Here is a 26,971-nt window from a genome sequence, read left to right on the forward strand (position 1 = left end):
GTTCAATGATCCCCCAGCAATACCTTTTCCCCGATCTTCCTGAGGAACTAAAAGGCTTAGAAGATATTGCCTCCGATATGCTATGGCATACTGTTTCGGGATCCAGAAGGCTTTGGCGTAAAGTCAATCCACAACTCTGGGAGACCACTTCCAATCCTTGGTTTATTCTTGAAAGCCTATCTAAAGAAAAAATGAAGGAGCTTTCTCAAGATGAAGAATTTCTCTCTCTTTTTCGCTGCCAGTTAGAAGAAAGAAAACGTTATTTTGAGGAAAAAACGTGGTTTGAATCAAACTTCCCTTACTTCAAAGGTAACATCGCCTACTTTAGTATGGAATTTGGATTGGGAGAAGAGTTGCCTATTTATTCAGGTGGATTAGGGATTTTGGCTGGCGACTACTTAAAGGCGGCAAGTGATCTGGGCCTTCCTGTGGTTGGCATTGGACTGCTCTATCAACAAGGTTATTTTCGCCAATTGATTGATTCTAACGGGGAACAAATCGAATTTTATCCATACAATGATCCGGCTCTCCTCCCTGTATTCCCATTGAGAAACGAATCGGGCGAATGGATCGCTGTCCAAGTCCAGCTTCCTGGAAGAATGGTTACCCTGCGATCTTGGTGGGCAAAAGTTGGAAGAGTGTTCCTCTATCTTCTGGATAGCAATGATCCAGCAAACATCCCTTCAGATAGAACCATTACGGGGACCTTGTATGGAGGCGATAATGAGATGCGGATTTTGCAAGAGATCGTCCTTGGAATGGGTGGGTGGAAACTTCTTACACAGCTAGGCATAGACTGTAACATTTGCCATCTCAACGAGGGTCATGCTGCCTTTGCCATTTTCGAAAGAGCCAAAGACTGCATGAAAAAAATGCCATCTTCTTCTTTCTGGACGGCTCTTTGGGCGACACGCTGTGGCAATCTTTTCACAACCCACACCCCTGTTGAAGCAGGCTTTGATCGGTTTAGCCCTGCGCTATTTAAAAAATACTTTTCCGATTTTGCACAGGAGGTACAGGTTCCTATTGAAGATCTTTTAGCTTTAGGACAACAATACAGGGGGCAAGAGGAGCCTTTTAATATGGCCTATCTAGCCATCAGAGGTTCTGCTGCTACCAATGGAGTCAGCAAACTTCATGGAAAAGTGAGCCAAAGAATTTTTCAGGGATTATTTCCTCGGTGGCCAACATGGCAAATACCTGTTGGATCGGTTACCAATGGAGTTCATGTACCCACCTGGCATTCAGTGGAAACTGATGAGTTATGGAGCAGCATATGCGGCAAATACCGTTGGAGACAACCGACAGAAACCCTTGGAGATAAATTTCGATCTGCCAATGACTGTACCTTGCTAGAATGGAGGAAAAAAAATCGACTTAAGCTCATCCTCTCCTTGCGGAAAAGATCCCGTTGTCATTGTGCCATGCTAGGAAAACAGGAGCATACGATGTCCCAATGCGTCTGTTTGTTCGACCCTAATGTGCTCACAATTGGTTTTGCAAGACGCTTTGCTTCCTATAAACGACCTACTCTGCTTCTTCATGATAAGGAAAGACTGATAAAAATTCTTACCCATCCGCAAAGGCCAGTGCAATTGGTGGTAGCTGGCAAAGCCCATCCGCAAGATCGTATCGGTAAAGCGATGATTAAGGAATGGACTGATTTTGTTGCCAGAAAAGAGCTTCATAATCGGGTGGTTTTCGTTGAAGATTATGACATGAGACTGGCCCTGGATTTGGTCCAAGGAATTGATCTTTGGATAAACAATCCAAGAAGGCCTTGGGAAGCAAGCGGAACAAGTGGAATGAAAGTTCTAGCCAATGGTGGACTAAATTTATCCGAATTGGATGGGTGGTGGGCTGAAGCATACGCCCCAGAATTAGGATGGGCTATTGGAGATGGCCAAGAGCATGATAACGATCCAGCTTGGGATGCTTTTGAAGCTAACCAACTTTATTCTATTTTGGAAAATGAAGTAATTCCTGCATTTTATGAAAGAGACGAACGTGGAATTCCTAAAAAATGGGTCAATATGATGCGAGAAAGTATCTCTCGGCTTACCCCTTATTTTTCCACCAACAGGATGGTAAGAGAATATACCACCGACTATTATATTCCCCTTTGTCATGCAGCTGAAAAAAGAAAAGCAAAAGAGTGGAATCTCAGCCGAGAATTAGAGGCCTGGAAAAGAACGATTGCTTCCCATTGGCATGCCATCCATTTCGGAAACTTTAGTTTTGATCAAACCGAAGGCCAGATTCAATTTACTGTTCAAGTTTATCTTGATGAGATCCCCCCTGATTGGGTTGCCGTTGAATTATATGCGGATGAAAAAGACAATGCCCCAGCGTTTTGTAATATGATGGACAGAGCTGAGCCTTTGGTGGGTGCTTTAAATGGATTTAACTATAAACTTGTAGTGGTTACAGACAGAAATCCAGGAGATTTTACTCCAAGAATTAGACCCTACCATCCCAATGCGTTTCTGCCTACTGAAGCCACAGAAATTCTATGGTATAGGTAGTTTAAAAATTTTTATAAATGAAACAACAGGGAAAAAAAAAGAGGGTTAGCCCTATTCTTCTTTTCTTCCTTATTTTTTTTGCGATTTTGGTTCTTGGAGCTTTTGGCTTCATCTGGTGGGTTAATGTAATCGTTAAAAGCAAAGTTTTCGCTGATTATGCCTCAAAGATTGTCGAAAAATATACAGCTATTACGGGCAGTTTTGAGCCTTTTATGTTTTATGGATTCGGATTAGAAACAAGCTCCTATAAAGGAAAAGGAAAGAAAGAGTCACCCATTGCCTCCATTGCCATTGCGCCCTTGACTGTTCAATTAAGATCTATAGGAATTTTTGGGCGTCCCTGGATTATTCGTTCCATAGAACTTGGCGATCTCTCTGTTGTTTTACAAAATCCTGAACTTCCTCCCGAAAGGAAAACTGAAAACCTGCCAACTGCTGCCGCTTTAAAAAATAATAAAGAAAAAACGGTATCGATTGAAAAGATTTCTATCAAAAACCTCAGTCTTAGTTGGCCAGCAACAATGGGAGGAGGTGGACAAGTTAATGGCATGGAACTCAATGTCCGGCCAAAAGAAGAAAATTGGGATATCAATGCCCACCGAGGTGTTCTTCTGTTAAGATCGCTCCCAGAATTGGCTCTCGAAAATATCAAAGGGCTCTTGACTAAGACATCTTTTGAAGTTTCTGATGCTACCTTACATCTTAAGTCCGATCCCAAAGCCACTGTTCTAATTCAAGGAGTATTGGCCCTGGTACCTCCTCAAAAAACTCATTTGAACCTCTCTTTACATCAGATCCCACTCGATTCCATTTTGTTTGGGTCTTTACGTAATGAACTCAAAGGCTATTTACGTGGCAATATCGGACTAAACGCGGAGAGCGATATTGCAAAAACTTATCATGGAGAGGGGGAGATGTTTATTGATCAAGGACGTCTTGTCCATTTAACGTTTCTAACTAATATAGATTCTTTTTTAAATCTCCACCGTCTTGAAGATATTCCACTTACTGTAGCCCACTTCTTAGTCACTCTAGAACCTAACACCATCAAGCTCCATCACATTGATTGGCAATCCGAAGACACAATGAAGCTTACCGGATGGGTGACTCTCGTTGAAAAGAACGTGACTGGTACTCTTATGTTAGGTCTTCGTTCAGACTGGATACAAAAACTTCCAGGATTAGGGGCACAGTTATTCAATGCTGGTGCAGATAGGTTTTTTTGGACTGAAATCCATCTTTCTGGGACCATTGACGATATCCATGAAGACTTTTCCCCACGTCTGAATCAGGCCGTTCAGGGGATAATTAAAAAAGGAATCGAAAGAGAGATTCAAAGACAGGTTCCAGGAAGGATTTTCAGAAACATCATTCCGAATTTTCCTTAGGAGCTGGTTACGTTTTTCTAGCTACTAATGCAAGTTTAATCCACCACCAAACAGGCTTTCCATCTTCCCAGCCAATTTTTAAAACCTTTTTGACTCTTTCCGAGGCTTCTTGCACCATCTTGTAAATGGCCTGTTGGTTTTCTACAGACGTTCCTCCAGAGCGAAAATACCATTCAATATCATCTTGTTTAAAAGGAATAAAGAGGGATTTAACAGGTTCTAAACCAGCCTCCCGACAATATTCTTTCCATTCGCTTTCAAATCTATATCCCACATGACTGAAATCCCTCAGTTTTTCGACACGGTCTAACCACTCATAAGCTTCCGATGCTCCATTAGGAACTGTTCCATCAATCAAAACGAAGAGTCCGTTTTTCTTAAGGACTCTAGCAGATTCACGCACAAAAGCTTTCTGATCGCCAAAATGATGCGCTGCATACCGGCAGCATACCAGATCAAAAGATTCATTGGGATACGGCAGCTTTTCTGCACTGTGGAGTACAAATTTTATGTCATAGTTTTTTTCAATGGCTGTTTTTTTGGCTCCTTCAAGCATATTTTCAGTTATATCACATGCGGTAACCTCAAGACCATGTTCAGCAAGGAAAAAAGCCGTATATCCATTACCAGTCGCTATATCCAATGCTTTCATTCCTTTTTGAAGCTTTATATCCTCAAAAGTCTTTTCTAAATCCTCCGTATTCTTCAGGATGTGACCCTTTTGATAGTAAGAAGCACATGAGGAAAAATGGGATCGGGAACGCTGCTGACTTTCAATAATATTGTTTTCAGTTTTGCTCATTAGAAACAATAAAACAAAACTAATAGTCTGCGTCAATTATCCACAATGGCAATGGCAATAATGATCCAGTTATGGATTCCCAGACAAGCTTGGGATTGGACGGCTCTTTCGAATGAAAAGAATCAATCATTCTAATACTAATAGCGGCACAAATTTTAATCCATTTAGAGCCAACAGATGCCTTCTTTTCTAGTCTTTTAAAAGATTTGACAGAATGCAATTCTTGTTTCCTAAAGCAGAATAGTGAATAAGAAAGAGCATAAAACTTCTCCACTATTCCTGTCTAATGCCTATTGACTACTCCAATTACCTAGATTGCACGCTTTCAGTTTCTTTCTAGTAAGTGGGGGAATATTCTCTTTTTAAATCTTTATGGGCTTGGCGGGATTTGAACCCGCACGGTGTTACCCACTAGATCCTAAGTCTAGCGCGTCTGCCAGTTCCGCCACAAGCCCAATATTTTTTCCTCTAAAAAACAATAAAAAGAAACGAATTCGAAAAAAAACTCTTATTTTACTCCCAAACTAGGATTTAATGGATTTATCTAAAATAAAATATTCAGACTGAAACCTTCTCTATTATATTACCAATTGCCATATCAGCCGAAAAGATATTTTTTGATGAGCCAGAGCCAAGAAAATACAAGAAATAATCTCATCGGAAGGCTTTTTGTCGTTGGCACACCGATAGGAAATCTTGAAGACATAACCTATAAAGCGGTTAAAACATTGAAAGAAGTCGATATTATCGCAGCCGAAGATACCAGAAAGGCTCTCATTTTGATTCAAAAATGGGAAATCAAAAAACCTCTCTTTACCTATAATAAAATAAACGAAGAAAAAAAAGCTTCTAGCCTCCTCAACATCCTTCTCAAAGGAAAAAAAGTCGCACTTATTTCTGAAGCCGGCATGCCCTGTATTTCTGATCCAGGAGAAAGGCTCATTCATAAATGCATCGAAAATAATATACCTTTTGAAGTCATTCCTGGTCCCTCGGCTGTTTTACAGGCTCTCCTTCTTTCAGGGTTCAAAACCACTCCATTTTATTTTGGCGGTTTTTTACCGATCAAAACCAAAGCAAGACAAGCTGAATGGCTCCAATCGGCAGAAAGACCCTACGCCTCTGTATATTTTGAATCTCCTTACAGACTTATTTCCTCCTTAGAAGATGCTCAACTAACCATTCCAGACTGCATGCTTTGCATCGTAAAAGAAATGACAAAAAAATTCGAGGAAGTCTTCAGAGGGAGACCAAAAGATCTGTTGTTTCAATTACAATCTGTAAAAATAAAAGGAGAATTTAGTATCGTCGTCGATGGTTTTGGATATGCAAGAAAAAAACAGCAAAAAAGATCGACAGAGCCTTCTACTGATATAACATAAGACAGATGTAGACAATGTTCTTTTATGGTAAAGCTAAGATATTATCTTAAGTACTCATTTTTTTTCTTACTCTTTTGTTTTTTCTCCCTTCAGTTGATGGGAGAAGAAGCTTTTAAAAAAGAACAAGAAACTTTCGTTCCCGATAAAAATATAAAAATTCTCAAAGTCCTTGAGATTCTTAACGACAAAAAACTAAAAGCGGGTGGGCTTCAATCTCTTATCTATGAAAGAGCCTATTGGAACTGGGGAGCAATTGTCCCATCGGATTTTCGGGCGCGTGCAGGTCAAATTTATATTTTCGCATGGAAAAAGAGTGGTAAACCAGAAGCTCTCACTGCAAGGTTCGAATACAGACAGCTGAAGACAAAAGAAGAAGTATGGTCCCAATCGATCTATTATCCCCATGCTCATGGAGCCATTGATTCGATTTTTAAGGTTATTGGTGATGCCTATTTTACAAATGGAACGGTTTTTGCCTGGAGATTTTCTATATTAAAAAATAACGTGATTATTGCTCAATCTAAATCCTTTATTTGGTAAAAGTGGGAATAAAAGTTTACATACGATTCACTGCAATACATACATTGTGGAATCAGAAGGAAATGATTGGAAAGAATTTTCCTCATAAAGTGCACCGTTAAAAGGCAATGAAAGATGATTTTTGGCTATTCGCACAGCTTTTTTTAGCCGCCAAACAAAATCCTCGAGTCATTCAAGAAGCTATCTCTCTTTTTGACATTGTGCACAAAGGCGGATTGATCATGTGGCCAATCCTCTTTTGCAGCGTTTTGGGCTTAGGGGTTTTTTTGGAAAGGCTGTTTATGTACCGGCGGTGTGAACTGCCCATCGAAGAATCGATAGCAGGAATTAAAAATTTAATTCACAAAGGAAATTTCGAGGAGGCCCTTCTACGGGCCTCCTCTTTTTATGGACCGATAGGCCGGGTGATTCGACAGATTCTCCTCTTTCACTACCTGCCTTTATCAGAATTAAGGGAAGCAGCCAAAAATGTTGCCCAACTTGAAATTCCAAAACTAGAAGCACACCTTCCGATTCTTTCAACTATTGCTTCCATCAGTCCTCTTTTGGGTCTTTTAGGAACCGTCAATGGGATGATCGAGGCGTTTTTGGCAATGAATAGAGCTTCTGGAACTGTTTCTGTCACCGATTTAGCTTCTGGCATATGGATGGCATTAGTCAGCACAGCTGCTGGAATATCCGTTGCGATACCCACTCAGATCGCCTATAATTTTTTAATTACAAGACTCTCTGGTATTCTTGGCGATATTGAACGGGTATCGACCGAATTAATTCATGCCTTGATAGAATACCGGTGGCAAAATAACCAGGGTTTTGAAGAAGACAACGCAACAAATGAAATTGCGCCCAAGACTGAACCTTATGACCGGCACAATTAATCCGGTGCCATTGGTCACTGTGATACTTCTACTCCTTTTTTTCTTCTTGCTCGGTTCTTCCTTTGTAACCCTACCTGGCATTATTGTGGAACTGCCTAAAAGTCCCTTTGGGATCAGTGTTCCATTGAGCAATCTGATCGTATCGGTTTTTCTAGAACCTGAAAAAAAGGACACATCTACTGGCTTTTCTGCCAAAAGAGAAGTTCTTTTCTATGTCAACGATCAAGAATTGAATTTTGAGGACCTAAAAAAAATGATTCCAGAATTTGCCTCCCAGCATCCCAACCAAATGGTTATTATTAAAGCGGACAAAGAAGTGCCTCAGGCCTATATCATCGAATTAACGAACCTTTTTTTAGCTCAGAATCTATCTGTTTTACTGGCAACTCAACCCGATGCAGAACATTAATTTATCTGAAACAAACAAAATTCATCGACCTTTTTATCTCCAAACTTCTTCTATCTTTTTTTGGATTATTTTTTCCATTCTCTTCCATTTTTTCTTTCTTCTGTTTTGTAAAGTAACCTATGTGGCCCCACTCCAAGAACCTTTACCCAAAAGTCGCGTATACATTTTTTCTCCACACAATACGACCCTCGATCCTTTTCTAGCTAATAGGATCAACTTCCTTTTAAAATATAGAGATCCAATCGCTCTCATCCATCCAAATGCCAATGAAAAAAGAAACCATAGCATGATCCAACCCCATCTGTTGCTTGCAAAAACCAATTTTCCTCCACCCGCTCTAATTCCACCTGATAAAGAAGTTGATTTTTTAAAAACAAAGACTGTGTCTTTGGATCAATGCGCTAAAAGTTTTCCTTTATCGAAAGAAAGGCCTTCATTTGGAAAAGTCCTACCGGTGATGCCCAAGAAATCCATTGCTTTTTTTGATGAGATCTTAAAAAAAAGACTGCTTTCATCTTGGGAACTACCTAAAATCACCACTAATCTTTTATCCGAAGCAAGAATAACGAAACTGGTCATTTCTGTAGAACCAGATGGTATCGTCCATAATGCCCTTCTAGAAGAAAGTTGCGGCAACGAACAGGCTGATCTACTAGCTCTATCAGAAGTGCGTAAGCTCCATTTTGCTCCAGATCCTCTATCGAAAAGAACCGTATGGGGAAAGATAAAAATTTTTTGGAGCTATAGTGACAATGCTCAGACTCGCAATGAGGCAGTCCCATGATGCGAATCACTTTATCTGAAGCTTTTTTTTTCTATGCAACTCTTTCACTTGCTTTTCTATTCATTTTATGGCTTTTTTTTTATTCCAAGAGGCGTCGCTTGGAAAAGCGGCGCATTTTTATTTGCCGGTTCTGCCAAGAAAAAGTAGAACTCGAACCTGGACAAATAACATTACGGTGTCCAAGATGCAATGCTATTCAAAATGTTGAAATGAAAGTTTAATTAATAGTGGAGGTAATAAAATGGGCATGTGGATAGGAAGAAATCGAAAAGCAAGAGTCTGTTATGGATTTGACGAGATTTCATTAGTCCCAGGAGAGGTCACTATTAATCCTGAGGAAGTCGATACTAGCTTTGAAATTACCCATCCTTCAGGCAAAACTATCAAATTAAAAATCCCAATTTTAGCAAGTGCCATGGATGGGGTGACAGACCCTCGATTTTGTATTGAAATGAGCCGATTGGGGGGGATTGGAGTCATCAATCTTGAAGGGATTCAAACGCGCTATGAAAATCCTCAAGAAGTCATTAATGAAATCATAAAATGCGACCAGAATAAGGTAACCGAACTCCTTCAAAAAATTTATTCTGCTCCTGTCAAAGAAAAACTCATCGTTGCAAGAATCGAAGAGCTTAAAAAGGGCAATGCCATTGCGGCGGTTTCATCTATTCCTCAAACTGCCGAAACCTATGGATACATTGCGCAAGAAGCTGGAGCTGATCTCTATATTGTTCAATCTACCGTAAGCACAGTCAGGCATATTTCAACCCGATATAAAACCCTGGATTTAAAGCAATTTTGCAAAAATATGCGTATTCCTGTGCTTGTAGGCAACGCCGTGACTTATAATGTAGTCCTCGAATTGATGGACTGCGGAGTCAGTGGTGTATTAATTGGTGTTGGTCCAGGAGCTGCCTGTACCTCAAGGGGAGTGCTTGGTATTGGCGTGCCACAAGTCACCGCCACAGTCGATGCTGCTGCAGCTAGAGATGCCTATTACAAAAAAACAGGCCGCTATGTTCCAATCATTACCGATGGTGGTATGCGAAGAGGCGGAGATCTTTGCAAAGCCATTGCCTGTGGATCGGATGCTGTCATGATTGGTTCTGCTTTTGCCCGAGCCGAAGAGGCTCCTGGCAAAGGATGTCATTGGGGAATGGCCACTCCCCATGCGAATCTGCCACGAGGCACATTGATTCGAATGGGAATATCTGGACCGCTTTCCCAAATCCTTTATGGTCCAGCTACTGTGGATGATGGTTCTCAAAATCTGGTTGGAGCCCTCGCGACATCCATGGGAAATGTCGGTGCTGCAACTATAAAACAATTTCAAGAAGCCGAAATTATCATTGCTCCGAGTATTCAGTCCGAAGGAAAGCTTTTTCAAATGATTCAATCGGTGGGCATGGGGAGATAATGATGCCTTTTGTTGTAGGAACCTTATTTCGAATAAAAAAAGAGAGCCGAAGGCTCTCCAGGGCAACGCCAAGGAATAGGAAAAATGGCATCCTGAAAAGAAGCACACCGGGCCTCTTATTCTTGTGTGCATAAAGAAAAGGAAGAAGGGTAGTCTTTTGAGTCATGAAAAACCCCAAGCTTTTGCCTGAAAAGGGATCCATAGCTATCATAGATTTTGGGTCCCAATATACGCAGCTTATTGCACGTCGAATCAGGGATCTTGGCGTCTTCTCAACTATCCTTTCTTGGGAAAGTTCTTTTCAAGAGTTATGTGAACTTTCTCCAGCAGGCATTATCCTTTCGGGTGGACCCTCAAGTATTCTTGAAGAAGCAGCTCCTACTTTTGATAATCGCATCTTCGAACTTGGAGTTCCCATCCTTGGCATCTGCTATGGCTATCAATGGATAGCCTCTCATTTCGGAGGAAAGGTTGAAAAAGGAGAGCAAGGTGAATATGGTCGTACTTCCCTTTCGATTATCAATCCAACAAGGCTTTTTGAAGGACTCCCCTCTCATTTGACCGTTTGGAATAGCCATGGTGACAGAGTCAGTGTAATGCCTGAAGATTTTGAAGTTATTGCTTTTACGGCTGATGAACCGCATGCAGCAATCTGCAATCTTAAAAAGAACATCTATTGTCTTCAATTCCATCCGGAAGTCACTCATACTGAGCATGGAGAAAAAATATTAGCAAATTTTCTATTTGAAATCTGTCATGCCACGGCTAACTGGAATCTTGGTTCTTTTATTGAAGAAAGTATTGAGGAGATTAAACGGAAAGTGGGCAAAGAAAGAGTCATTCTAGGCATCAGTGGTGGGGTAGATTCTTCGGTAACCGCAGCCCTTATTCATAAAGCCATAGGGGAAAGACTCTATCCCATTTTTGTGGATACAGGCCTTTTACGAAAAAACGAAGCCCAAATAATTTCAGAGCTCATGCGCCGAAACCTTGGAATCAAAATACATTGCTTTGATGCTTCGAAGGAATTTTTGATCAAATTAAGAAATGTTGCCGATCCAGAAAGAAAAAGGAAGATCATTGGCAATCTGTTTATTCGGGTTTTCGAACGGGCGGCACAAAGTGTTGGAGAAGCCAAATTTCTTGCGCAGGGAACCTTATATCCAGATATCATCGAAAGTGCGCATTCTGGTCGAAAAGGGGCTTGCCTAATAAAAAGCCATCATAACGTTGGAGGATTACCCAAAAGACTTCCTTTCAAGCTCATAGAACCTCTACGATTTCTTTTCAAGGATGAAGTTAGAAAGGTTGGGACGTTACTTGGTTTATCTCACGAGCTGCTCTATCGGCATCCTTTTCCAGGACCAGGATTAGCGGTTCGTTGTTTAGCTCCAATTCGAGAAGAAAATCTACGGATTCTTAGAGATGCCGATGCGATTGTCATCGAAGAAATAAAAAAGGCTGGCTACTATGAGAAAGTATGGCAGGCTTTTGCAGTGCTTTTGCCTGTCCGCTCTGTAGGAGTCATGGGAGATAGACGAACCTATGACTTTACTATCGCCCTAAGAGTGGTAGAAAGCATAGACGGCATGACTGCCGATTGGGCCAAGTTACCTCCAGAACTTTTATCTAGGATAGCTAATAAAATTATAAATGAAGTTGAAGGAGTCAATCGCGTCGTTTACGATATTTCTTCAAAACCGCCTGCAACCATAGAATGGGAATGATTGATTTTAAAATTCTACGTTTTTCCGATCCAGATTGGAATCAAAAGAAAAAAGCGCTCTCGCGTACTTATCTTTCTTCGAAAGAAATTGAAGAAAAAGTAAAGACAGTTCTGGAAGAAGTTCTGCACAGAGGGGATAAAGCCGTTAGTCAATATACTGAGCAGTTCGACAAACAATCTATAGAGCCACAATCTTTTAGAATCACAAAGAAGCCCTCTGCCCCTCCCAAACCAGTTATAGATGCCCTACGCTGGGCAAAGAAAAACATAACTTTGTTTGCAAAGGCTTCCAAAACCAAAAATTGGTCTATAAGAAACGTGGAAGGGGCTCGAGTTGGAGAAATTTACAGTCCTTTCCAAAGAATAGGTGTCTACGTGCCAGGAGGAACTGCTCCACTTGTTTCAACGGCATTGATGACTGTATGCATTGCTAAGACTGCCGGGGTTAAAGAAATTGTCGTTGTGTCCCCTCCCCCAATTAATCCGATTCTTCATTTTGCTATTGAATATTCTGGAGCGACCGAACTCTATCAGATTGGAGGCATTCAAGCCATAGGTGCTTTAGCTTTTGGCACCGAAAGCATTAGAAAAGTCGAAAAGATATTCGGACCTGGGAATGCCTATGTTGTTGAAGCAAAAAGACAGGTAGTAGGAACCGTAGCCATCGATCTATTACCTGGTCCAAGCGAAATTGCCGTGTTGGCTTCTAGTGGTTCCAATCCAGAGTTTATTGCTGCTGATCTCCTTGCTCAAGCCGAACACGGCCCTTCCAGTAAAATTTTATTTGTTACTCCCGATGATTCATTATTGCAATCAGTTATAGAAGCGATAAATCAACAGCTTATTTCCTTGCAAAGAAAACATATTCTAATGGAAGTACTCTCTCATCATGCCTACTTTGTTCAAGTTGCTTCTCTGGATGAAGGAATTGAGCTCATAGAAGATTTCGCTCCTGAACATCTGAGCTTACAAATTCCTTCTCCTAAAAAATTTCTTTTTAGATTAAAAAATTGCGGGGCAATCTATCTTGGACCGTATTCTGCAGTTGCTGCAGGAGACTTTTTAGCTGGGCCAAGCCACACACTTCCCACTGGGGGTGGGGCAAAATCCTTTAGTGGTCTTACCTTATCACAGTTCTACAAAAGAACTAGCCTGATCGAATATTCAAAAAAGGCCCTGTTAAAAGTGTCCCCCTTTTTAGAATCTTTCGCTACAATCGAATCTCTTGATGCCCATGGAGCATCGATTAAAATAAGAAGAAGGAAAAAATAATCCTTTTTTTCTTGAATAATTTCTTTGCATCTTTCAAAGAAATCCTTCTTGATGTTGTTGCGCATTGGCTCAATCTTTATTATTTTACTATGAAGTGAAAATAAATTCTTTAATCTCTTCTCCCAGTGAGTGGCTGCATTCTGGAGAGGGCAACAACAAGATTGTTGTTTCAAGCAGAGTTCGCATTGCAAGAAATCTCAATCGGTTTCCATTCCCTGGATGGGCTAGGAAGAACGAACGGATAAGAATATTATCAATTACGCTTCCTGAAGTCTCCTCCCTTGGGGAAATGAAGCCCTTAGCGATTGTAGATTCCATGGACCGTTTTTCTCCATTGGAAAAGCAGGTGCTCGTAGAAGAACATCTTATCAGCAGAGAACACGCAGCCAAAAATGTTGGAAGTGGGTTGGCTGTCAATTCCTCCCGTTCGGTTTCTATAATGATCAACGAAGAAGATCATTTACGGATACAGACTTTCAAATCTGGCTTGCAACTAAAAGCGGCCTGGAAACTTGCTGAAAAAATAGATGATGAACTGGATGAGAAACTTGAATTTGCCTTTTCTACAAAATTAGGCTATTTAACCGCCTGTCCTACGAATGTGGGAACTGGTTTAAGGGTCTCCGCCATGATGCACCTTCCGGCACTCGTGTTGAGCGAACAGATAAGCCAAATAGTAAAAGCGGTTAATAGAATTGGATTAGCCGTTCGAGGTTTATTTGGAGAAGGAACGGAAGCATTGGGAAATTTATTCCAGATTTCCAATCAGATGACCCTTGGGGAGAGTGAAGAGGAAATTTTAGAGAGGTTGCATAAAGTAATTACCCAGATAATTCAGCATGAAGAAAATGCTCGGCAAAAACTTTTACAAGAAAAGCCTAAATTTATATTGGATCAGGTAAGCAGAGCATTTGGAATTTTACAAAATTCGTATATAATTACTTCTAAAGAAACATTGAATTTGTTATCAGTCGTTCGTTTGGGGATTGATTTAGGGATGTTTCCAGAAAATTATAGAATGATTATTGATGAGTGTTTGATAAAAATTCAGCCAGCTCATTTACAAATGGCTTATGAGAGGAAACTTTCTTCGGAGGAAAGAGATCAGTTACGAGCTGATTTCTTAAGGGAAAAATTTAAAAATTTTCCTTCTCCAGATACAAGACATTTACAGTTTCCTTATCATCATTAAAGTAGGAGGCTATCTCAAAATGACAAACTTTACGCCTAGAGCACAACAAGTATTGGCACTTGCCAGACAGGAAGCCGAAAGGTTTGGGCACAACCATGTGGGCACTGAGCATCTTTTGCTTGGTTTAATTAAACTTGCCCAAGGAGTAGCTATTAATGTCCTCCAAAAACTTGGAGTAGATCTGGAAACTGTACGAATCGAAATAGAGAAAAAAATAGGTTCTGTCCCTTCTGAAGGCAAGCCGACGACGCCTATTCCTTACACGCCTCGTGTGAAGAAAGTTTTGGCTTTAGCCAGCAAAGAAGCAAAAGCCCTGAACCATAGCTATGTAGGAACGGAGCATATTCTTTTGGGACTGCTTCGAGAAGGTGAGGGCGTGGCAGCCACTATCCTCAAAAATCTCGATATCGATCTGGAACGAGTGCGCAATGAGATTTTAAAGGAATTAGATCCTAATTTCTCTGCCAGTGGAGAAGAAGAAAATCCTGAACCAGCTTTTGCTGGGACTACCGAAACAACCTCAAAGAAGGAAGTGAAAACACCCGCTTTGAAAGCTTTTGGTAGAGATTTAACAGAACTGGCGCGTCGTGGGGAACTTGATCCAGTGATTGGAAGAAAAAACGAGATCGAACGAGTGATGCAGATCCTTTGCAGAAGGACAAAAAACAATCCTGTGCTTATAGGTGAAGCGGGCGTGGGGAAAACGGCCATTGTCGAAGGATTAGCCCAGGAAATCGCCAATGAAAATGTTCCCGATCTGTTGAGAGATAAAAGGGTAATCACTTTGGATTTAGCCCTAATGGTCGCCGGAACAAAATACAGAGGACAATTTGAGGAAAGGATTAAGGCGGTGATGGAGGAGATCCGCAAGGCCAAAAACATTATCCTTTTTATTGATGAATTGCATACGATTGTGGGGGCCGGTTCTGCAGAAGGAGCGATGGATGCTTCCAATATCATTAAACCAGCATTGTCACGTGGGGAATTACAATGCATAGGAGCAACCACTCTTTCAGAATATCGCAAATACATAGAGAAAGACGCGGCTTTGGAAAGAAGATTTCAAACCGTTCTTGTGGAAGCCCCAAGCGTTGAAGAAACGATTCAGATTTTGCATGGACTCAAACCAAAATACGAAGCGCATCATAAAGCCAAGTTTACCGATCAGGCTATTGATACTGCCGTCCGCCTTTCGGATAGATATCTTACGGGAAGATTCTTACCTGATAAAGCTATCGACATCATGGACGAAGCTGGGGCTAGGGCTAGAATTGCTGCAACAATGAGGCCACCTGAATTAAAAGATCTTGAAAACGAGCTGCTTGCAATTAGAGCCAAGAAAGATGAGTGCATTAAGGCTCAAAATTTTGAAAAGGCTGCAGCATTGAGAGACAAAGAGAGAGAGCTTAAAGAAAAGCTCGAACAACGGATTGCCGAATGGAAGAAACGGCGAGACGAAAAGGAGACAACCATCACTGAAGACGATATGATGCAAATTGTCTCGAAGTGGACAGGGATTCCTATTACTCGGATCACTCAGAATGATCAGGATAAGTTTCTCAATGTTGGCGAAGAATTGAGAAAGAGGGTGATTGGTCAGGATGAGGCCATAGAGGCGCTGAGTAGAGCTTTACAGCGCTCAAGGGCTGATCTTAAAGATCCCAAAAGACCCATTGGGTCCTTTATATTCCTTGGACCAACGGGTGTAGGCAAAACTATGCTGGCAAAAACATTAGCCGAATATGTTTTTGGCAGTGCTGACGCCCTCATACAGATTGACATGAGCGAGTACATGGAAAAGTTCAATGTCTCTCGACTCATCGGTTCTCCGCCTGGATATGTTGGTTATGAGGAAGGAGGACAGTTAACCGAAAAAATTCGGCGTAGACCCTATTCGGTTGTTCTTTTTGATGAGATAGAGAAAGCGCATCCGGATGTTTGGAATATCCTCTTGCAAATTCTCGAGGATGGAATTGTTACGGATAGCCTTGGTAGAAAGATTGACTTTAGAAATACCATCATCATCATGACATCCAATGTCGGTGCTGAGATGGGGTTGAAACCAGGCGTGCTTGGTTTCCGAACAAAGCAGGATGAGATTTCCTATGAGCAAATGAAGGAAAGAATGCTGGAAACCGTTAAAAAGACTTTTAAACCAGAGTTTTTAAACAGGGTTGATGATCTTATTGTCTTCAGATCGCTTACCAGAGAAGACATGATCAAAATCGTTCATTTGGAAGTTAATAAAGTGGCCGAAAGACTGAAGAGTCGCAAATTGAGCATTCTTCTCACAGATGCAGCCATCGATTTCTTGATTGAAAAGGGATATGAACCAGCCTATGGCGCAAGACCTTTGAGAAGAGCTGTTGAGAAATATGTGGAAAATGCTATCGCCGAAGAATTGCTCAAAGGTAAATTAGCCGAAGCCACAGTCGTTGAGATTGATGCACGGGAGGGAATGCTAATCTTTACTCCGAAACCTTCCCAAAATGAATCTTCGACTCAATCCCAAGTTGAATCAGCTGTCTAAATGTTTAAAAAAAGGGGCGATTCCTTCTTCGCCCCTTTAAATTTCATCGTAACTGCTTTCTCTCTAGGTAGGGTTTTCCGGCAGTCATCATAAAATTCAGTTTTGAGGCAGGCTATACTCCCATCTTCCTGCATTAGATTCGATCACAATACTATTGATTCTTTCTTTACAACCGATAAGTGAGACTTGCAAAACGTCATCATAATCCATTTTTTTGGGCAAAACTTTTATTTTTTTACATGGATTAGCAGGATCATAGGTCGGCTGGCAATAATACTCTGTTTCCACTGAATTATTCACAATAATTTTTGTTACTAATAGTTCTTTATGTTCTTTACTTATAACTTTAAGAATTGGAGGCAAAAGGGATACGGCTTTTTTCCGTTCTCTTAACACCAATGGTAGATCTGTATTAGGAACATCTTTATCCGGATAGAAGTCTAAGTAATGATATATCGAGAGAATGAAATTTGGTTTATTCTCCCACAACCTGGTACATCCAGTACTAAAAATCAATACCCAAAAAATGACGTTTATTTGTTTAACTCTTTTTTTTAGCCAAAAGCCCTGCATCGCAAGCAAGTTTCTCTCAGTCCCTAGAACTAAGGGAATTCAACGAATCAAGAATCGCATAAAGCTGTTGAAGCCTTGGAAGCTCAAGACCTTTCTCTCTTGCTTTTTTTAAAGGCCTGCCCCAAATTGCTTCTACCTCAAGAGGTTTATGCTCTAAAAAATCGAACAAGCTTGAAGGTTTATAATGTCCCATCTTTTTGGTTCTAAAAAGCTGCGTTTCAATAAAATCATTAGTGATGGAAAAACCAAGCGCTTTAGCCGCCTTGATAATTTCTTGCATCAATTCCCTAGCAGCTAAAGCAAGTTCGGGCTTATCCAGAATCACAGCTACATCTACCCCTCCAGCAGCAACGGATAACCCATTAAAAGGGATATTCCATACCAATTTTTTCCATCTTGCTTCTTCCAAAGAGTTGACTATTTCTGTTTCAATCCCAGCTGCACTAAGCATCGTTGCGAAATCCTTTAATTCTTTACCAGGCAAGGCATTATACTGTCCAAGTTCTACTTTCCCAAAACCAAAATTTGTGACTTTGCCTGGACCCGTTCGATTAATACACACAAATAATATCCCTCCAATAATGGTTCGAGGTCCAAAATTCTCATAAAGCCACTTTTCATTCTCTATGCCATTCTGGAAACAAACCAAGACTGTTTCAGAAGAAAGAAGTGGGGGTAGCAATTCAAAAAGAATATCATTTGCAGATGTTTTTAGAGAAATAATTACCCACTTACAAGGGCCAATCTGATTGGTATTAGTATAAACTTTAACTGGATAAAGCTGAAAGGTCTTCTCTTTTCCCCATTCAATAAGAAGTCCTTTTTCCTTAACTATCTCATAATCCTTTCGCATCAAGAAATTGACATCATACCCAGCTTTCGCAAGAAGCCCTCCATAGAACGAACCAATAGCTCCAGCACCTATGACAGCAATCTTTCCTTTATCGGGATGCTCCAAAGATGATTCAAACGACATAGTATTTGTGATATCCTCAACCCGCTAAAGCAGGTGAACATCTATCTAATACGCACAGCCTGTGACAGTTCCCAAGGGGAAGCCACCGGCGAACTGACGGTGCTTAAAGCTGTGCTCCGTGTCCAGTCTACTACTACTTCCCGACCACCAGCAATTCATCCCGGCGGACTGCCTCTTTTCAGCGACTGGGTTGTAGATACGTCTAACTTTTACTATACTCTTATTCCAACAACTCCCCAATCCCATATTTCAGGGCATCACTAATTAGAGATGGCCGCATCAGGACATCAGATCTTTTGATGAAGCACACGATGCGGACTTTATTTTAGGTTAACTTTTTGTTGTACTAAGTCAATATCTAATTTAGAGCTCTCATCTCAATCCCCTAAAGGGGATGCGTCTTTTCCTCGCTGGTTTATAAAAATAGTAAAAGGGTTGAAAGGAACCAGACTAAATTTATTTTCCTTCGTCATTCTAACCCCTTTCATAATACCTCCTCAAGTCTCTCTAAACCATTTTAAAGCTGCTTTCTTGTTTCTCTGAGTCTATAGTTTTATGTTTATCCTACTATCCTATGACAACTATGACAATAGTCATCTCCTCTTCACAGGCTCAAGCCTATGGCCCTCAGGGCCAAATTCTTTAGATTGTTCGCTGCGTTAAGATTACGATCGTGGGCTTTCTCTATAGAATAGATTCCTCCACTCTTGCCGATGTTCATGTTCAGCCAGATTTCTAAGCTTCTAGCCTCAAGAGGAGAATTGTCAGTCCTTGATCTCGTTTAAACGCCCAACACAGTACCACTTCCCACGACTTCACTAGGTTCCTATGAGTCATACATGCCTCATATTGCCTTTTCTTGCCCTTAGGTGTAGCTGAATTGTTCTATCTCTCCCTGTCGCCCTACCAAACAAGATTGCGATTTCTTAACAAACTGCTTTAAGCAAACATTCCACCAGGATTTTCCATGACTTCTACCGAATCCACTTTCCCATTTTCATTACTCCCCTTCTTGACATCCATCAATCTTTCCTGCTGGATTAAAGAAATAGCCTTTTGTAAGTTTTGACCATTAATCCAGATATCATGACTGATCGTCCGGAGAAAAAACCGATTGCCTTCGGTATCGGTATGAGCAAAAAGGATTCTTGAATAAGGGAAAACCCAATTTCTTCCTGGAGATTCTATAGTAAAAAAGGCAACTGGTGTCTCAGAAGCAACGACCCCACCCTTTGTCTCTATCGAAGGCGCACTTGCTACCTTTCTATTTTCTTGTTGGTCATCATTCATGAGCTAGCTTTCCCTTTTGTAATAACTTTTTCTCTTTTATTTTATCAGGCTTTGGCTTAGAAAGATCGTCCACAACCACTACTTTATCCCCTTCTTCAAGAATTTCAGGAGGATTCAATATAATTTTCTGATCTTTGGAAAGTCCAGAAGGAATCTCAATGAATTGTCCCAAATCTTTCCCCAGTTCTACTTTATTATAATGGACTGTCTGATGTTCATCAACACTCAGCACATAATTGCCATCCGCTCTTGCGACTATTGTATTGACAGGGACTAGATAGGTTTCCTGTGTCCTTGGAAGATGGAAAGTCACATCTACATACATGTTGACAATAATCTCTCCATTGGGATTACCGACATCGACTTCTGTCAATAGTGTACGAGAAAGCGGGTCAACCGCTTTCGATGTTCTTACAACTAGCCCTTTGAAGATTTTCCCAGGTAATTCCGAAGCAGTAACATCAGCCCAAGCACCAAGTTGGATCTGAGGAGCATAATTCTGAGGAACAGCCACATACACCCTCATGACATCCGTCACTGATATCCGATAGAGTTCTCTTACTCCTTTATCACTTCCCAGAGACACTAACGTGCCAATATCTATATTTCGAGCAGTAACGACCCCACTAAATGGGGCATAAATCTTTTCAAAATTTTGAAGTTCTTTCCAATGTTCATATTGTCCTCGAGAGGCGTTGACTCGAGCAAGAGCAGCATCATAAGCAGCCTGCCTTTCATCGAGCTGCTGTTGGGAAACCGCACGCGTTTTAATTAGTTCTTTCCATCTATCCAAAGAAATCCTAGCAATTTCCAAATTAGCCTCAGCTGATTTCAATACCCCTTCCATCTCCAACACTTGTCGATCAATGTCAGGGGCATCAATTACAGCCATTAGTTGACCTTCTTTCACTTCATCCCCTATATCTACCCACCAATTTTTAATATACCCGTTGACTCTTGCCCATATGGGTGTTTCAAAATAGCCTCTAGCTGTCCCAGGAAGCCTTAAATCCGTGATTGGTGGAGCAAGCTTTGGGCTAATAACAGAAACAGGGATTTCATTCGCTATCGCCACATATTTTTTCAGTATTCCTTGATTATGCAGCCTTGGGATGAGTCCTATAATAAAAAGAGCAAGAAGAATTGCTCCCAAAGAAAGAGCTATAAAAGCAGGTCCACTTTTGATTTTCTTTAAAATGGGTTCTAGTCGTTCCCGTTTTTTAATAGGAGGCGGTTCAGGAATGGTGGGAGAGAGATTGTCCTGTTCTTTATTCTGAGTAGGTTCCTCTTCTTGGTTTTTCCCACTCCCTTTACGCTTTTTATCAACGATCCGTGATAGTTTTTCTAATATGCCACGTTTAGTGTCTTTTATTTTCGAACCCACATCGAACTCCTTACTACTCATAAAATCTACCCATTTGTAAGCTTTGTCTATTCCGTAGGACTTGTTTTCTTGCCACGGATAATGCTGAACACGACTGGAACGAAAAAAAGAGTTCCTATGGTAGCAAAAATCATCCCTCCAATAACCGCTCTACCAAGAGGTGCATTCTGTTCTCCTCCCTCTCCAAGTCCAAGGGACATAGGGAGCATACCAAGAATCATCGCCCCAGCCGTCATAAGAACCGGCCTAAGCCGAATTCTTCCAGCCATCCAAGCAGCTGTAAGAGCATCGGCTCCATTTCTCATTTCTTCATTGGCAAAAGTAATCAGCAAAATGCTATTGGAAGTGGCGACTCCAACGGTCATAATCATCCCCATAAGCGAGGGGACACTAAATGTTGTGCCAGTAAGATAAAGCATCCAGATAACACCACAAAATCCTGCCGGCAGTGCCATCAGAATGATGAAAGGATCCACCCACCCTTGAAAATTGACTACTAACAAAAAGTAGACCATCAAAATGGCAAAAACAATGCCAAGGCCAAGACGACCAAAGGCATTCTGCATGCTTTCAGCCTGTCCACGAATATGGATTTCATAGGCTGGAGGCAATTCCTTTTTGACGCTATTGATAACTTTTTGGACGTCGTGGACTACCCCTCCCAGATCTCTTCCTTGCACATTAACAAAAACATTATAAATAGGCTTGACATTATAATGGCTGACAACGGCAGCCTTTTGGGTATGCTCCACCGAAACCACGTTACTCAATAGCTGAGTCTCTTCTCTCGAAGCAAGGAGATCAGAATAATATTCCTTTATCGGGTGAAGATTAATATTGAGCAAAGAGTTATGGCTGTCAATCAAGTGCTGGGGGGTTTGAACAACCACCGGATAATTGATGGTTGTTTTAGGATCTGCCCAATAATTAGGTGCCACCACATAGCTTGAACTCAATTGGTTTAAAATGTTGTTAGCAATTTCCCTTTGATTTAAACCAAAATCAAGCGCCCGTATTCGATCTATTTTTAGATGCAGATAGGGCTGTTTTTTTTGATAAATGGTAACATCAGCAGCTCCTTTGATCTTTTTTACTTTTTTTTGGATTTCTTTTGCAAATCGAGACGTAATATCCGGGTCTTTTCCTACAACTTGTATATCAATTGGAGCAGCAGAACCAAAGTTAAGAATCTGATTGACCATATCTGGTGGTTGGAAGAAGAACTCGCATCCAGGGAACTTCCTTGGCAATTTCTCCCTTATCTTTTTCATGTAAGCAAATGTGGAATGATGATCTTCTTTCAGCGATACTAAAATCTCTCCGTCAAATGTCCCTTCATTGATATAATCACCAAAAGCCATTCCTGCAGGAAACCAAAAAGGAAGCCCTCCTAAGTCCACTATAGAATCAATTTCTTCCTCCGGAACAATTTCCTTTTTTATGTATTCTTCAATTTCACTGAAAATTCTGGCTGTTGTTTCCAATCTTGTTCCTGGCGGGGTAAAAACATGAAGCCTAAACTTACCAGCGTCTACAGGAGGGAAAAAATTTTCTCCTACAAAAGGCAAAGCTACAAAGGAAGCAAAACCCAAGATACCAAAGAGTAAAAACACCGCTCCTTTATGATGCAGGGCCCACTTCAAAAGCTCTCCATAATTATCCCTGAACTCTTCAAAACGTTCCATGAACCAGTGATGAAACCGCATAAAACGTGAGATTGGTTTGCCCTCGATTTTCCTTTTATGCTCGATGATCTCTTCCTGTCGAATAAGCATATTGGCCATCGTAGGAACAAGGGTCCTTGAGAGAAAATAAGAGAAAAGCATCGAAAAGACGACCCCTAAGGCCATGGGAGTAAAAAGATATTTTGGAGGCCCCTCTAAAAAAATTACAGAAGTAAATACGATACAAATAGAAAGCGTTGCAACAAAAGCCGCATTAGCAATCTGCTGAGCGCCATCGAGAATCGCCTGAATAAGAGGCTTTCCCATACCGTGATTTCTATGGATATTTTCCACCTCCACTGTCGCATCATCCACAAGAATTCCAACAGCCAGAGCAAGCCCTCCAAGAGTCATGATGTTGATGGTATTGCCCATGCGGCTAAGAATGAAAAGAGCCACAAGAATACAAAGAGGAATGGAAGTTAAAACGATCAAAGTCGATCTCCAGCTCCCTAAAAAGACTAAAATCATAATCCCCGTAAGGCCTGCAGCAATCAACCCTTCCTTAACCACTCCTTCTACAGAAGCCCGGACAAATACTGATTGATCCATTAATTCTTTGATTTCAATTCCTTCAGGAGCTGAAGCTTTAGCAATCGGAAGCAGTTTTTTTAGATTAGCGACTAACTCCAAAGTCGATGCCATACCGTTTTTCAAAAGAGGCATAATCACAGCAGGGATGCCATTATACCGAGCAAAATTCCATTGGACTGCGCCTCCATCCCTGACATACCCTAGGTCATGCATATAAACGATTTGTCCATTGACTTTTTTAATCGGAATGTCGTTCATCTCTTGAACATTCGTTGGGACATTGTTCACAGAGACTAAATAGTCACGATCTCCTATTTTGATATCTCCGGAAGCATAATCCAAAACTTGGTTATTGATTACTTCCATTAATTCTTGAGCGGTGATGCCTCTAGCTAAAAGCTGATCTGGATAAGCATCGACACGAATGAATCGCGCTGTCCCCCCCCAAGGTGGAGGGAAAGTGGCTCCTCGAATCGTAGCTAATTCTCTTCTAAAAATATACCAGGTATAATCGAACAAATCGGCATTTGATTTTGTTTTCCCACTTACAGCCAACTGTATAACGGGGACTTCAGCTGCAGAATAGCGCAAAACATAAGGAGGGGTGGTTCCTAGGGGCATTCTTTTTATAACCGTCTGACAGATCGATACCGCTTCTGAAACGGCCAGATCGATTGGGACTCCTGGTTGAAAATACATGCGAATAACATTAAGCCCATAATAAGTTCTTGACTCCATTCGGGCTACATTATCCACATACTGGGAAAGATTGAACTCGCTAAAGGTAGTAATGAAATTGGTCATATCCTCTGGAGTCAGACCCTGATAAAACCAGACAACGTTCACAACGGGAATATCAATATCGGGGAAAATATCCGTTGGAGTTGTTTCAATAGTCAATAGCCCCATGACAAATATGAGCGCTGCCATAACAGCGACTGTATAAGGCTTTCTAAGAGCAACTTTGACCAGCCAGAGCATAATATTATTTTTCCCTTAAAAAAAAGAACCCCTCAACTTAAAATAAGTTTCTTCTCGACAATAGCAGTTTCAATACCATTATGTTGTAAAAATCAAAATTTTTTTTACCCACCATTTCAAAGGGTTTGTGTTAAATACTCAATGGAATCATAAATAGATGAAAAACGATTTTGTAATTTGTTTCTAATTTCTTGCTATAAAAATCTTCAATGAAAATTGGTTTTATAGGTACTGGGAAGATGGGATATCCAATGGCCCAAAACCTTTTGGCCTCTGGAAAAGAACTCTTTATTTTCAACCGTACGAAAGAAAAAGCTGATCCTTTGGCAGCTTTCGGTGCCAAAATTCTTGGATGTCCCAAAGAAGTGGCAACAAGCAGTGATGTTGTCATTACTATGCTTGCCAATGATGAGGCATTATTAGAAATCACAGCTGGCAGCGAGGGGATCATCCATGGATTACCCAAAGAAGGTATTCATCTCTCTATGAGCACAGTGAGTCCGAAAGTCATTCAAGAAATTCAAAGGATGCATGCAGCCAAAAACCAGATTCTTGTTTCAGCACCTGTGTTTGGTCGTCCTGATGCAGCTGCAAGAAAAGAATTGTGGATTATTACCGCTGGACCTCTAGAAGCTGTGAGAAAATGTCACTCCATCTTCCAAGCCTTAGGAAGAGGTTATTCTAATTTTGGGGAAGACCCCGCCAAAGCGAATATTGTAAAAATTTTGGGCAATTTTCTAATTATGACCGTTATCGAAGCCTTAAGCGAGAGTTTCTGTTTAGCTCAAAGAGCTAAAATCCTCCCTCAAGATTTTCTTTCCGCTGTCAATCAAGCATTGTTTCGTTCACCCCTCTATGAAAATTACGGCCAACTTATCGTTAAAAAAGCCTTTCGCGAACCAGGTTTCACATTACAACTTGGATTTAAAGATGCAACACTGGCAAGAGATTTAGTACAGTCCTATAGGGTTCCATTGCCTTATCTTGACGTGGTGTACTGGCGCTTTCTCTCTGCATTGAACCATGGGAAAGCTGACCTTGATTTCGCCGCCATCTCTTCAGAAGTGTTCGATTGTTGTGAAGTCCCTCCCCCTTTAAGTGATTAGAAGTACTTAAATGTTTTTTTTAATATTTTCTGCTCTTGAATAATTTCCATTTTTATTGCATCATTGAAGCATGGAGGAGGCATTAAAAAAGTCTTTGGATCATTTGGCTCATTGGAGCAGAAGAATTAGCCTCCTCATAGCCATTGCAACCTTGTTGTATTGGATAGTTATTGGTTTTAGTGAGTTGATATTAAGAGCAAGTGGTAGTGAAACAGAATTTAGCTCTGCTTTGATTGGTTTTTTTACTTTTCTGGGCCTTGTCGCTAATTTTTTTGGTATCCTGTTTGGTGGCCTTAGTCTTTCATTAAAAGAGATGTTTCGGCCTTCCTGTATCGTTGGTTTCCTTTTAAATGGGCTTTTTTTTGTTGTTGTTCTGGCTTGTATTCGATTGTTTTAAAAAACTTCGACCAAATTACCTTTTTATAGAAAACCAACCAGCAACGCCTTAGGAAAAGTTTTCCTAGAGTCAATATTTCTCATGGTTCTCTGATATTTTCAATTCATTGAGATGAGAGATCATCCATGTATCCACTAGCTGAAGGATTTCTTCCCCAGGTCGGAAGGCAAATGCATAATCAATTCTTACAAAAGTTTTTTCTGATACCTCTAATTCTCCCCCAAAATCTTTTTGAATTACATACCGTAACTGTTCTAATTCGGAAAGAACAGCATCTACTTTTTTCTCTTTAAGAGCCTCCAGAGCACTATTTAAGGTATCAAACAGGGTCGCTCGAATTTGCCTTTTTTTTAAATAACTGCTGCCCATCGAATTTTTTACAGCAGCTATACGAATTTGAGAAAGATCTTTAAGTTTAATAATATCCAAACTGACTTTTTCTAAAGCCACCCCTGCTGTAATCCACGCTGTAAAAAAAGACAGTAGGACCACCCCAACAAACATCCAAACCATAGCTACCGTCCTACCGCCGACAGTTTTGGGGACTTTATCCCCATAACCAATAGTCGTCATGGTAACAGCGGCCCACCAAAAAGCATTACCTATACCATGAATAAAACTGCCTCCAAAATGAGGGTTTTTTTTTCTTTCAAAAATCCAAACAAAAAATCCAGCGATCAATGTCAGAAGTGTCATCCCACAAACAACAACGGCAAATTCTGGGTTTAACATAAACCGATATACTGCTTGTAGAGAACTAATTGGACTTGATCTATAAGCAACTCCCAACCCAGAAGAAAGGAAGGGATAACTAAAAGCAAGCTTTTTTAAAAGCTCAATGTTGATTCCCATCCCTGTTACCACCACATCTACTTTCTTATCCAGTAAGCTTCGAATAAGGGCCTGTTGGTCACCGGGTATTTCGATAAATTCATAGGAAATATTGAGATCAGCAGCGATCCTTTTCCATAAGTCAACCGCAATTCCTTCCCATTCTCCATCTATACCTCGAACGGAAAATGGAGGGTCATTTCTGGTTGCAACCCTAATCTGGATATGGGTTTTTATGGGATGAGAGACTTCAGCAGAACAAAAAAATAGGAGGTGAAAAGAAAAAAAGAAGAATAGACAGCTTAATAAAGCCTTTCGCAAGAGAGTTTT

23 protein-coding genes and 1 tRNA gene are annotated in these 26,971 nt (G+C 40.8%); 15 read left to right on the forward strand and 9 right to left on the reverse strand.

From position 1 onward, the window contains the following. Positions 1-5: 5 nt before the first annotated feature. Positions 6-2,525: an alpha-glucan family phosphorylase gene (glgP, locus tag QOL44_RS09770; RefSeq protein WP_009058294.1), complete on the forward strand. Its 2,520-nt coding sequence runs from the start codon at positions 6-8 to the stop codon at positions 2,523-2,525. A 17-nt stretch (positions 2,526-2,542) separates the two neighbouring features. After that, complete coding sequence (locus tag QOL44_RS09775; protein WP_009058293.1) at positions 2,543-3,913, forward strand: AsmA family protein; 1,371 nt, start codon at positions 2,543-2,545, stop codon at positions 3,911-3,913. Positions 3,914-3,920: 7 nt separating this feature from the next. On the opposite strand, the gene QOL44_RS09780 is transcribed toward QOL44_RS09775, so the two are convergent. The 3 genes from QOL44_RS09780 to QOL44_RS09790 form a co-directional block, all read right to left on the reverse strand. After that, the gene (locus QOL44_RS09780) at positions 3,921-4,715 is read right to left on the reverse strand and encodes a class I SAM-dependent methyltransferase (protein ID WP_009058292.1); all 795 of its coding nucleotides are present in this window, start codon (positions 4,713-4,715) and stop codon (positions 3,921-3,923) included. A gap of 19 nt (positions 4,716-4,734) precedes the next feature. Further along, positions 4,735-4,935, reverse strand: a complete 201-nt coding sequence (locus tag QOL44_RS09785) for a hypothetical protein (protein WP_283401181.1) — start codon at positions 4,933-4,935, stop codon at positions 4,735-4,737. Positions 4,936-5,088: 153 nt separating this feature from the next. Next, positions 5,089-5,170: transfer RNA gene (locus QOL44_RS09790), tRNA-Leu, on the reverse strand. A 165-nt stretch (positions 5,171-5,335) separates the two neighbouring features. Here QOL44_RS09790 and rsmI point away from each other — a divergent pair. The 10 genes from rsmI (at position 5,336) to QOL44_RS09840 (ending at position 16,845) form a co-directional block, all read left to right on the forward strand. Next, positions 5,336-6,097, forward strand: coding sequence for a 16S rRNA (cytidine(1402)-2'-O)-methyltransferase (gene rsmI / locus QOL44_RS09795; RefSeq protein WP_009058291.1), 762 nt, complete (start codon positions 5,336-5,338; stop codon positions 6,095-6,097). Positions 6,098-6,193: 96 nt separating this feature from the next. Continuing rightward, complete coding sequence (locus tag QOL44_RS09800) at positions 6,194-6,637, forward strand: hypothetical protein (RefSeq protein WP_009058290.1); 444 nt, start codon at positions 6,194-6,196, stop codon at positions 6,635-6,637. Positions 6,638-6,744: 107 nt separating this feature from the next. Further along, on the forward strand, positions 6,745-7,515 hold the full coding sequence (locus QOL44_RS09805) for a MotA/TolQ/ExbB proton channel family protein (RefSeq protein WP_009058289.1): 771 nt from the start codon (positions 6,745-6,747) through the stop codon (positions 7,513-7,515). Further along, on the forward strand, positions 7,472-7,924 hold the full coding sequence (locus QOL44_RS09810) for a biopolymer transporter ExbD (protein ID WP_134372742.1): 453 nt from the start codon (positions 7,472-7,474) through the stop codon (positions 7,922-7,924). Before QOL44_RS09805 ends, QOL44_RS09810 begins: the two co-directional genes overlap by 44 nt. Beyond that, positions 7,911-8,708, forward strand: a complete 798-nt coding sequence (locus tag QOL44_RS09815; RefSeq protein ID WP_009058287.1) for a hypothetical protein — start codon at positions 7,911-7,913, stop codon at positions 8,706-8,708. The genes QOL44_RS09810 and QOL44_RS09815 overlap by 14 nt, the downstream gene beginning before the upstream one ends. A 241-nt stretch (positions 8,709-8,949) precedes the next feature. After that, a complete protein-coding gene (locus QOL44_RS09820; RefSeq protein WP_009058286.1) occupies positions 8,950-10,125 on the forward strand; it encodes a GuaB3 family IMP dehydrogenase-related protein in 1,176 nt (391 codons plus the stop codon). Positions 10,126-10,289: 164 nt separating this feature from the next. Next, complete coding sequence (guaA, locus tag QOL44_RS09825; protein ID WP_009058284.1) at positions 10,290-11,852, forward strand: glutamine-hydrolyzing GMP synthase; 1,563 nt, start codon at positions 10,290-10,292, stop codon at positions 11,850-11,852. Further along, on the forward strand, positions 11,849-13,123 hold the full coding sequence (hisD, locus tag QOL44_RS09830) for a histidinol dehydrogenase (protein ID WP_228343188.1): 1,275 nt from the start codon (positions 11,849-11,851) through the stop codon (positions 13,121-13,123). Before guaA ends, hisD begins: the two co-directional genes overlap by 4 nt. Positions 13,124-13,217: 94 nt before the next feature. Then, entirely contained in the window at positions 13,218-14,315 is a 1,098-nt protein-coding gene (locus tag QOL44_RS09835; RefSeq protein WP_009058281.1) for a protein arginine kinase, read from the forward strand. 19 nt (positions 14,316-14,334) lie between these two features. Next, positions 14,335-16,845 carry an ATP-dependent Clp protease ATP-binding subunit gene (locus QOL44_RS09840; protein WP_009058279.1) on the forward strand — a complete coding sequence of 837 codons (2,511 nt, stop codon included), beginning with the start codon at positions 14,335-14,337 and terminating at the stop codon, positions 16,843-16,845. Between the two features lie 96 nt (positions 16,846-16,941). On the opposite strand, the gene QOL44_RS09845 is transcribed toward QOL44_RS09840, so the two are convergent. Then, positions 16,942-17,418 carry a hypothetical protein gene (locus QOL44_RS09845; protein ID WP_009058277.1) on the reverse strand — a complete coding sequence of 159 codons (477 nt, stop codon included), beginning with the start codon at positions 17,416-17,418 and terminating at the stop codon, positions 16,942-16,944. A gap of 16 nt (positions 17,419-17,434) precedes the next feature. Continuing rightward, complete coding sequence (locus tag QOL44_RS09850) at positions 17,435-18,394, reverse strand: 2-dehydropantoate 2-reductase (protein ID WP_009058276.1); 960 nt, start codon at positions 18,392-18,394, stop codon at positions 17,435-17,437. 33 nt (positions 18,395-18,427) lie between these two features. Here QOL44_RS09850 and QOL44_RS09855 point away from each other — a divergent pair, with 33 nt between their 5' ends. After that, positions 18,428-18,658: a hypothetical protein gene (locus tag QOL44_RS09855; RefSeq protein ID WP_009058275.1), complete on the forward strand. Its 231-nt coding sequence runs from the start codon at positions 18,428-18,430 to the stop codon at positions 18,656-18,658. A gap of 675 nt (positions 18,659-19,333) precedes the next feature. Here the strand turns inward: QOL44_RS09855 and QOL44_RS09860 are convergent. From QOL44_RS09860 to QOL44_RS09870, 3 genes are read right to left on the reverse strand one after another with little or no spacing between them, the layout of a single operon-like run. Further along, a complete protein-coding gene (locus tag QOL44_RS09860) occupies positions 19,334-19,684 on the reverse strand; it encodes a hypothetical protein (protein ID WP_009058274.1) in 351 nt (116 codons plus the stop codon). Further along, entirely contained in the window at positions 19,677-21,089 is a 1,413-nt protein-coding gene (locus QOL44_RS09865; protein ID WP_009058273.1) for an efflux RND transporter periplasmic adaptor subunit, read from the reverse strand. Before QOL44_RS09865 ends, QOL44_RS09860 begins: the two co-directional genes overlap by 8 nt. 26 nt (positions 21,090-21,115) lie before the next feature. Further along, on the reverse strand, positions 21,116-24,307 hold the full coding sequence (locus QOL44_RS09870; protein WP_009058272.1) for an efflux RND transporter permease subunit: 3,192 nt from the start codon (positions 24,305-24,307) through the stop codon (positions 21,116-21,118). Between the two features lie 209 nt (positions 24,308-24,516). Here QOL44_RS09870 and QOL44_RS09875 point away from each other — a divergent pair, with 209 nt between their 5' ends. After that, positions 24,517-25,413, forward strand: a complete 897-nt coding sequence (locus QOL44_RS09875; protein WP_009058271.1) for an NAD(P)-dependent oxidoreductase — start codon at positions 24,517-24,519, stop codon at positions 25,411-25,413. Between the two features lie 70 nt (positions 25,414-25,483). After that, the gene (locus QOL44_RS09880; RefSeq protein WP_009058270.1) at positions 25,484-25,810 is read left to right on the forward strand and encodes a hypothetical protein; all 327 of its coding nucleotides are present in this window, start codon (positions 25,484-25,486) and stop codon (positions 25,808-25,810) included. Positions 25,811-25,879: 69 nt separating this feature from the next. On the opposite strand, the gene QOL44_RS09885 is transcribed toward QOL44_RS09880, so the two are convergent. Next, positions 25,880-26,962: a transporter substrate-binding domain-containing protein gene (locus QOL44_RS09885; RefSeq protein WP_134372739.1), complete on the reverse strand. Its 1,083-nt coding sequence runs from the start codon at positions 26,960-26,962 to the stop codon at positions 25,880-25,882. Positions 26,963-26,971: the final 9 nt, after the last annotated feature.

The sequence above is a fragment of the Candidatus Methylacidiphilum fumarolicum genome (assembly GCF_949774925.1).
GTDB lineage: Bacteria > Verrucomicrobiota > Verrucomicrobiia > Methylacidiphilales > Methylacidiphilaceae > Methylacidiphilum > Methylacidiphilum fumarolicum.

What these genes read in the sequence shown, in the direction of transcription:
- glgP (WP_009058294.1), top strand. Translation starts at nt 6, where the DNA reads ATGATCCCCCAGCAATACCTTTTCCCCGATCTTCCTGAGGAACTAAAA.
- QOL44_RS09775 (WP_009058293.1), top strand. Translation starts at nt 2,543, where the DNA reads ATGAAACAACAGGGAAAAAAAAAGAGGGTTAGCCCTATTCTTCTTTTC.
- QOL44_RS09780 (WP_009058292.1), bottom strand. Translation starts at nt 4,715, where the DNA reads ATGAGCAAAACTGAAAACAATATTATTGAAAGTCAGCAGCGTTCCCGA.
- rsmI (WP_009058291.1), top strand. Translation starts at nt 5,336, where the DNA reads ATGAGCCAGAGCCAAGAAAATACAAGAAATAATCTCATCGGAAGGCTT.
- QOL44_RS09800 (WP_009058290.1), top strand. Translation starts at nt 6,194, where the DNA reads ATGGGAGAAGAAGCTTTTAAAAAAGAACAAGAAACTTTCGTTCCCGAT.
- QOL44_RS09805 (WP_009058289.1), top strand. Translation starts at nt 6,745, where the DNA reads ATGAAAGATGATTTTTGGCTATTCGCACAGCTTTTTTTAGCCGCCAAA.
- QOL44_RS09810 (WP_134372742.1), top strand. Translation starts at nt 7,472, where the DNA reads ATGAAATTGCGCCCAAGACTGAACCTTATGACCGGCACAATTAATCCG.
- QOL44_RS09815 (WP_009058287.1), top strand. Translation starts at nt 7,911, where the DNA reads ATGCAGAACATTAATTTATCTGAAACAAACAAAATTCATCGACCTTTT.
- QOL44_RS09820 (WP_009058286.1), top strand. Translation starts at nt 8,950, where the DNA reads ATGGGCATGTGGATAGGAAGAAATCGAAAAGCAAGAGTCTGTTATGGA.
- guaA (WP_009058284.1), top strand. Translation starts at nt 10,290, where the DNA reads ATGAAAAACCCCAAGCTTTTGCCTGAAAAGGGATCCATAGCTATCATA.
- hisD (WP_228343188.1), top strand. Translation starts at nt 11,849, where the DNA reads ATGATTGATTTTAAAATTCTACGTTTTTCCGATCCAGATTGGAATCAA.
- QOL44_RS09840 (WP_009058279.1), top strand. Translation starts at nt 14,335, where the DNA reads ATGACAAACTTTACGCCTAGAGCACAACAAGTATTGGCACTTGCCAGA.
- QOL44_RS09845 (WP_009058277.1), bottom strand. Translation starts at nt 17,418, where the DNA reads ATGCAGGGCTTTTGGCTAAAAAAAAGAGTTAAACAAATAAACGTCATT.
- QOL44_RS09850 (WP_009058276.1), bottom strand. Translation starts at nt 18,394, where the DNA reads ATGTCGTTTGAATCATCTTTGGAGCATCCCGATAAAGGAAAGATTGCT.
- QOL44_RS09860 (WP_009058274.1), bottom strand. Translation starts at nt 19,684, where the DNA reads ATGAATGATGACCAACAAGAAAATAGAAAGGTAGCAAGTGCGCCTTCG.
- QOL44_RS09865 (WP_009058273.1), bottom strand. Translation starts at nt 21,089, where the DNA reads ATGAGTAGTAAGGAGTTCGATGTGGGTTCGAAAATAAAAGACACTAAA.
- QOL44_RS09870 (WP_009058272.1), bottom strand. Translation starts at nt 24,307, where the DNA reads ATGCTCTGGCTGGTCAAAGTTGCTCTTAGAAAGCCTTATACAGTCGCT.
- QOL44_RS09875 (WP_009058271.1), top strand. Translation starts at nt 24,517, where the DNA reads ATGAAAATTGGTTTTATAGGTACTGGGAAGATGGGATATCCAATGGCC.
- QOL44_RS09880 (WP_009058270.1), top strand. Translation starts at nt 25,484, where the DNA reads ATGGAGGAGGCATTAAAAAAGTCTTTGGATCATTTGGCTCATTGGAGC.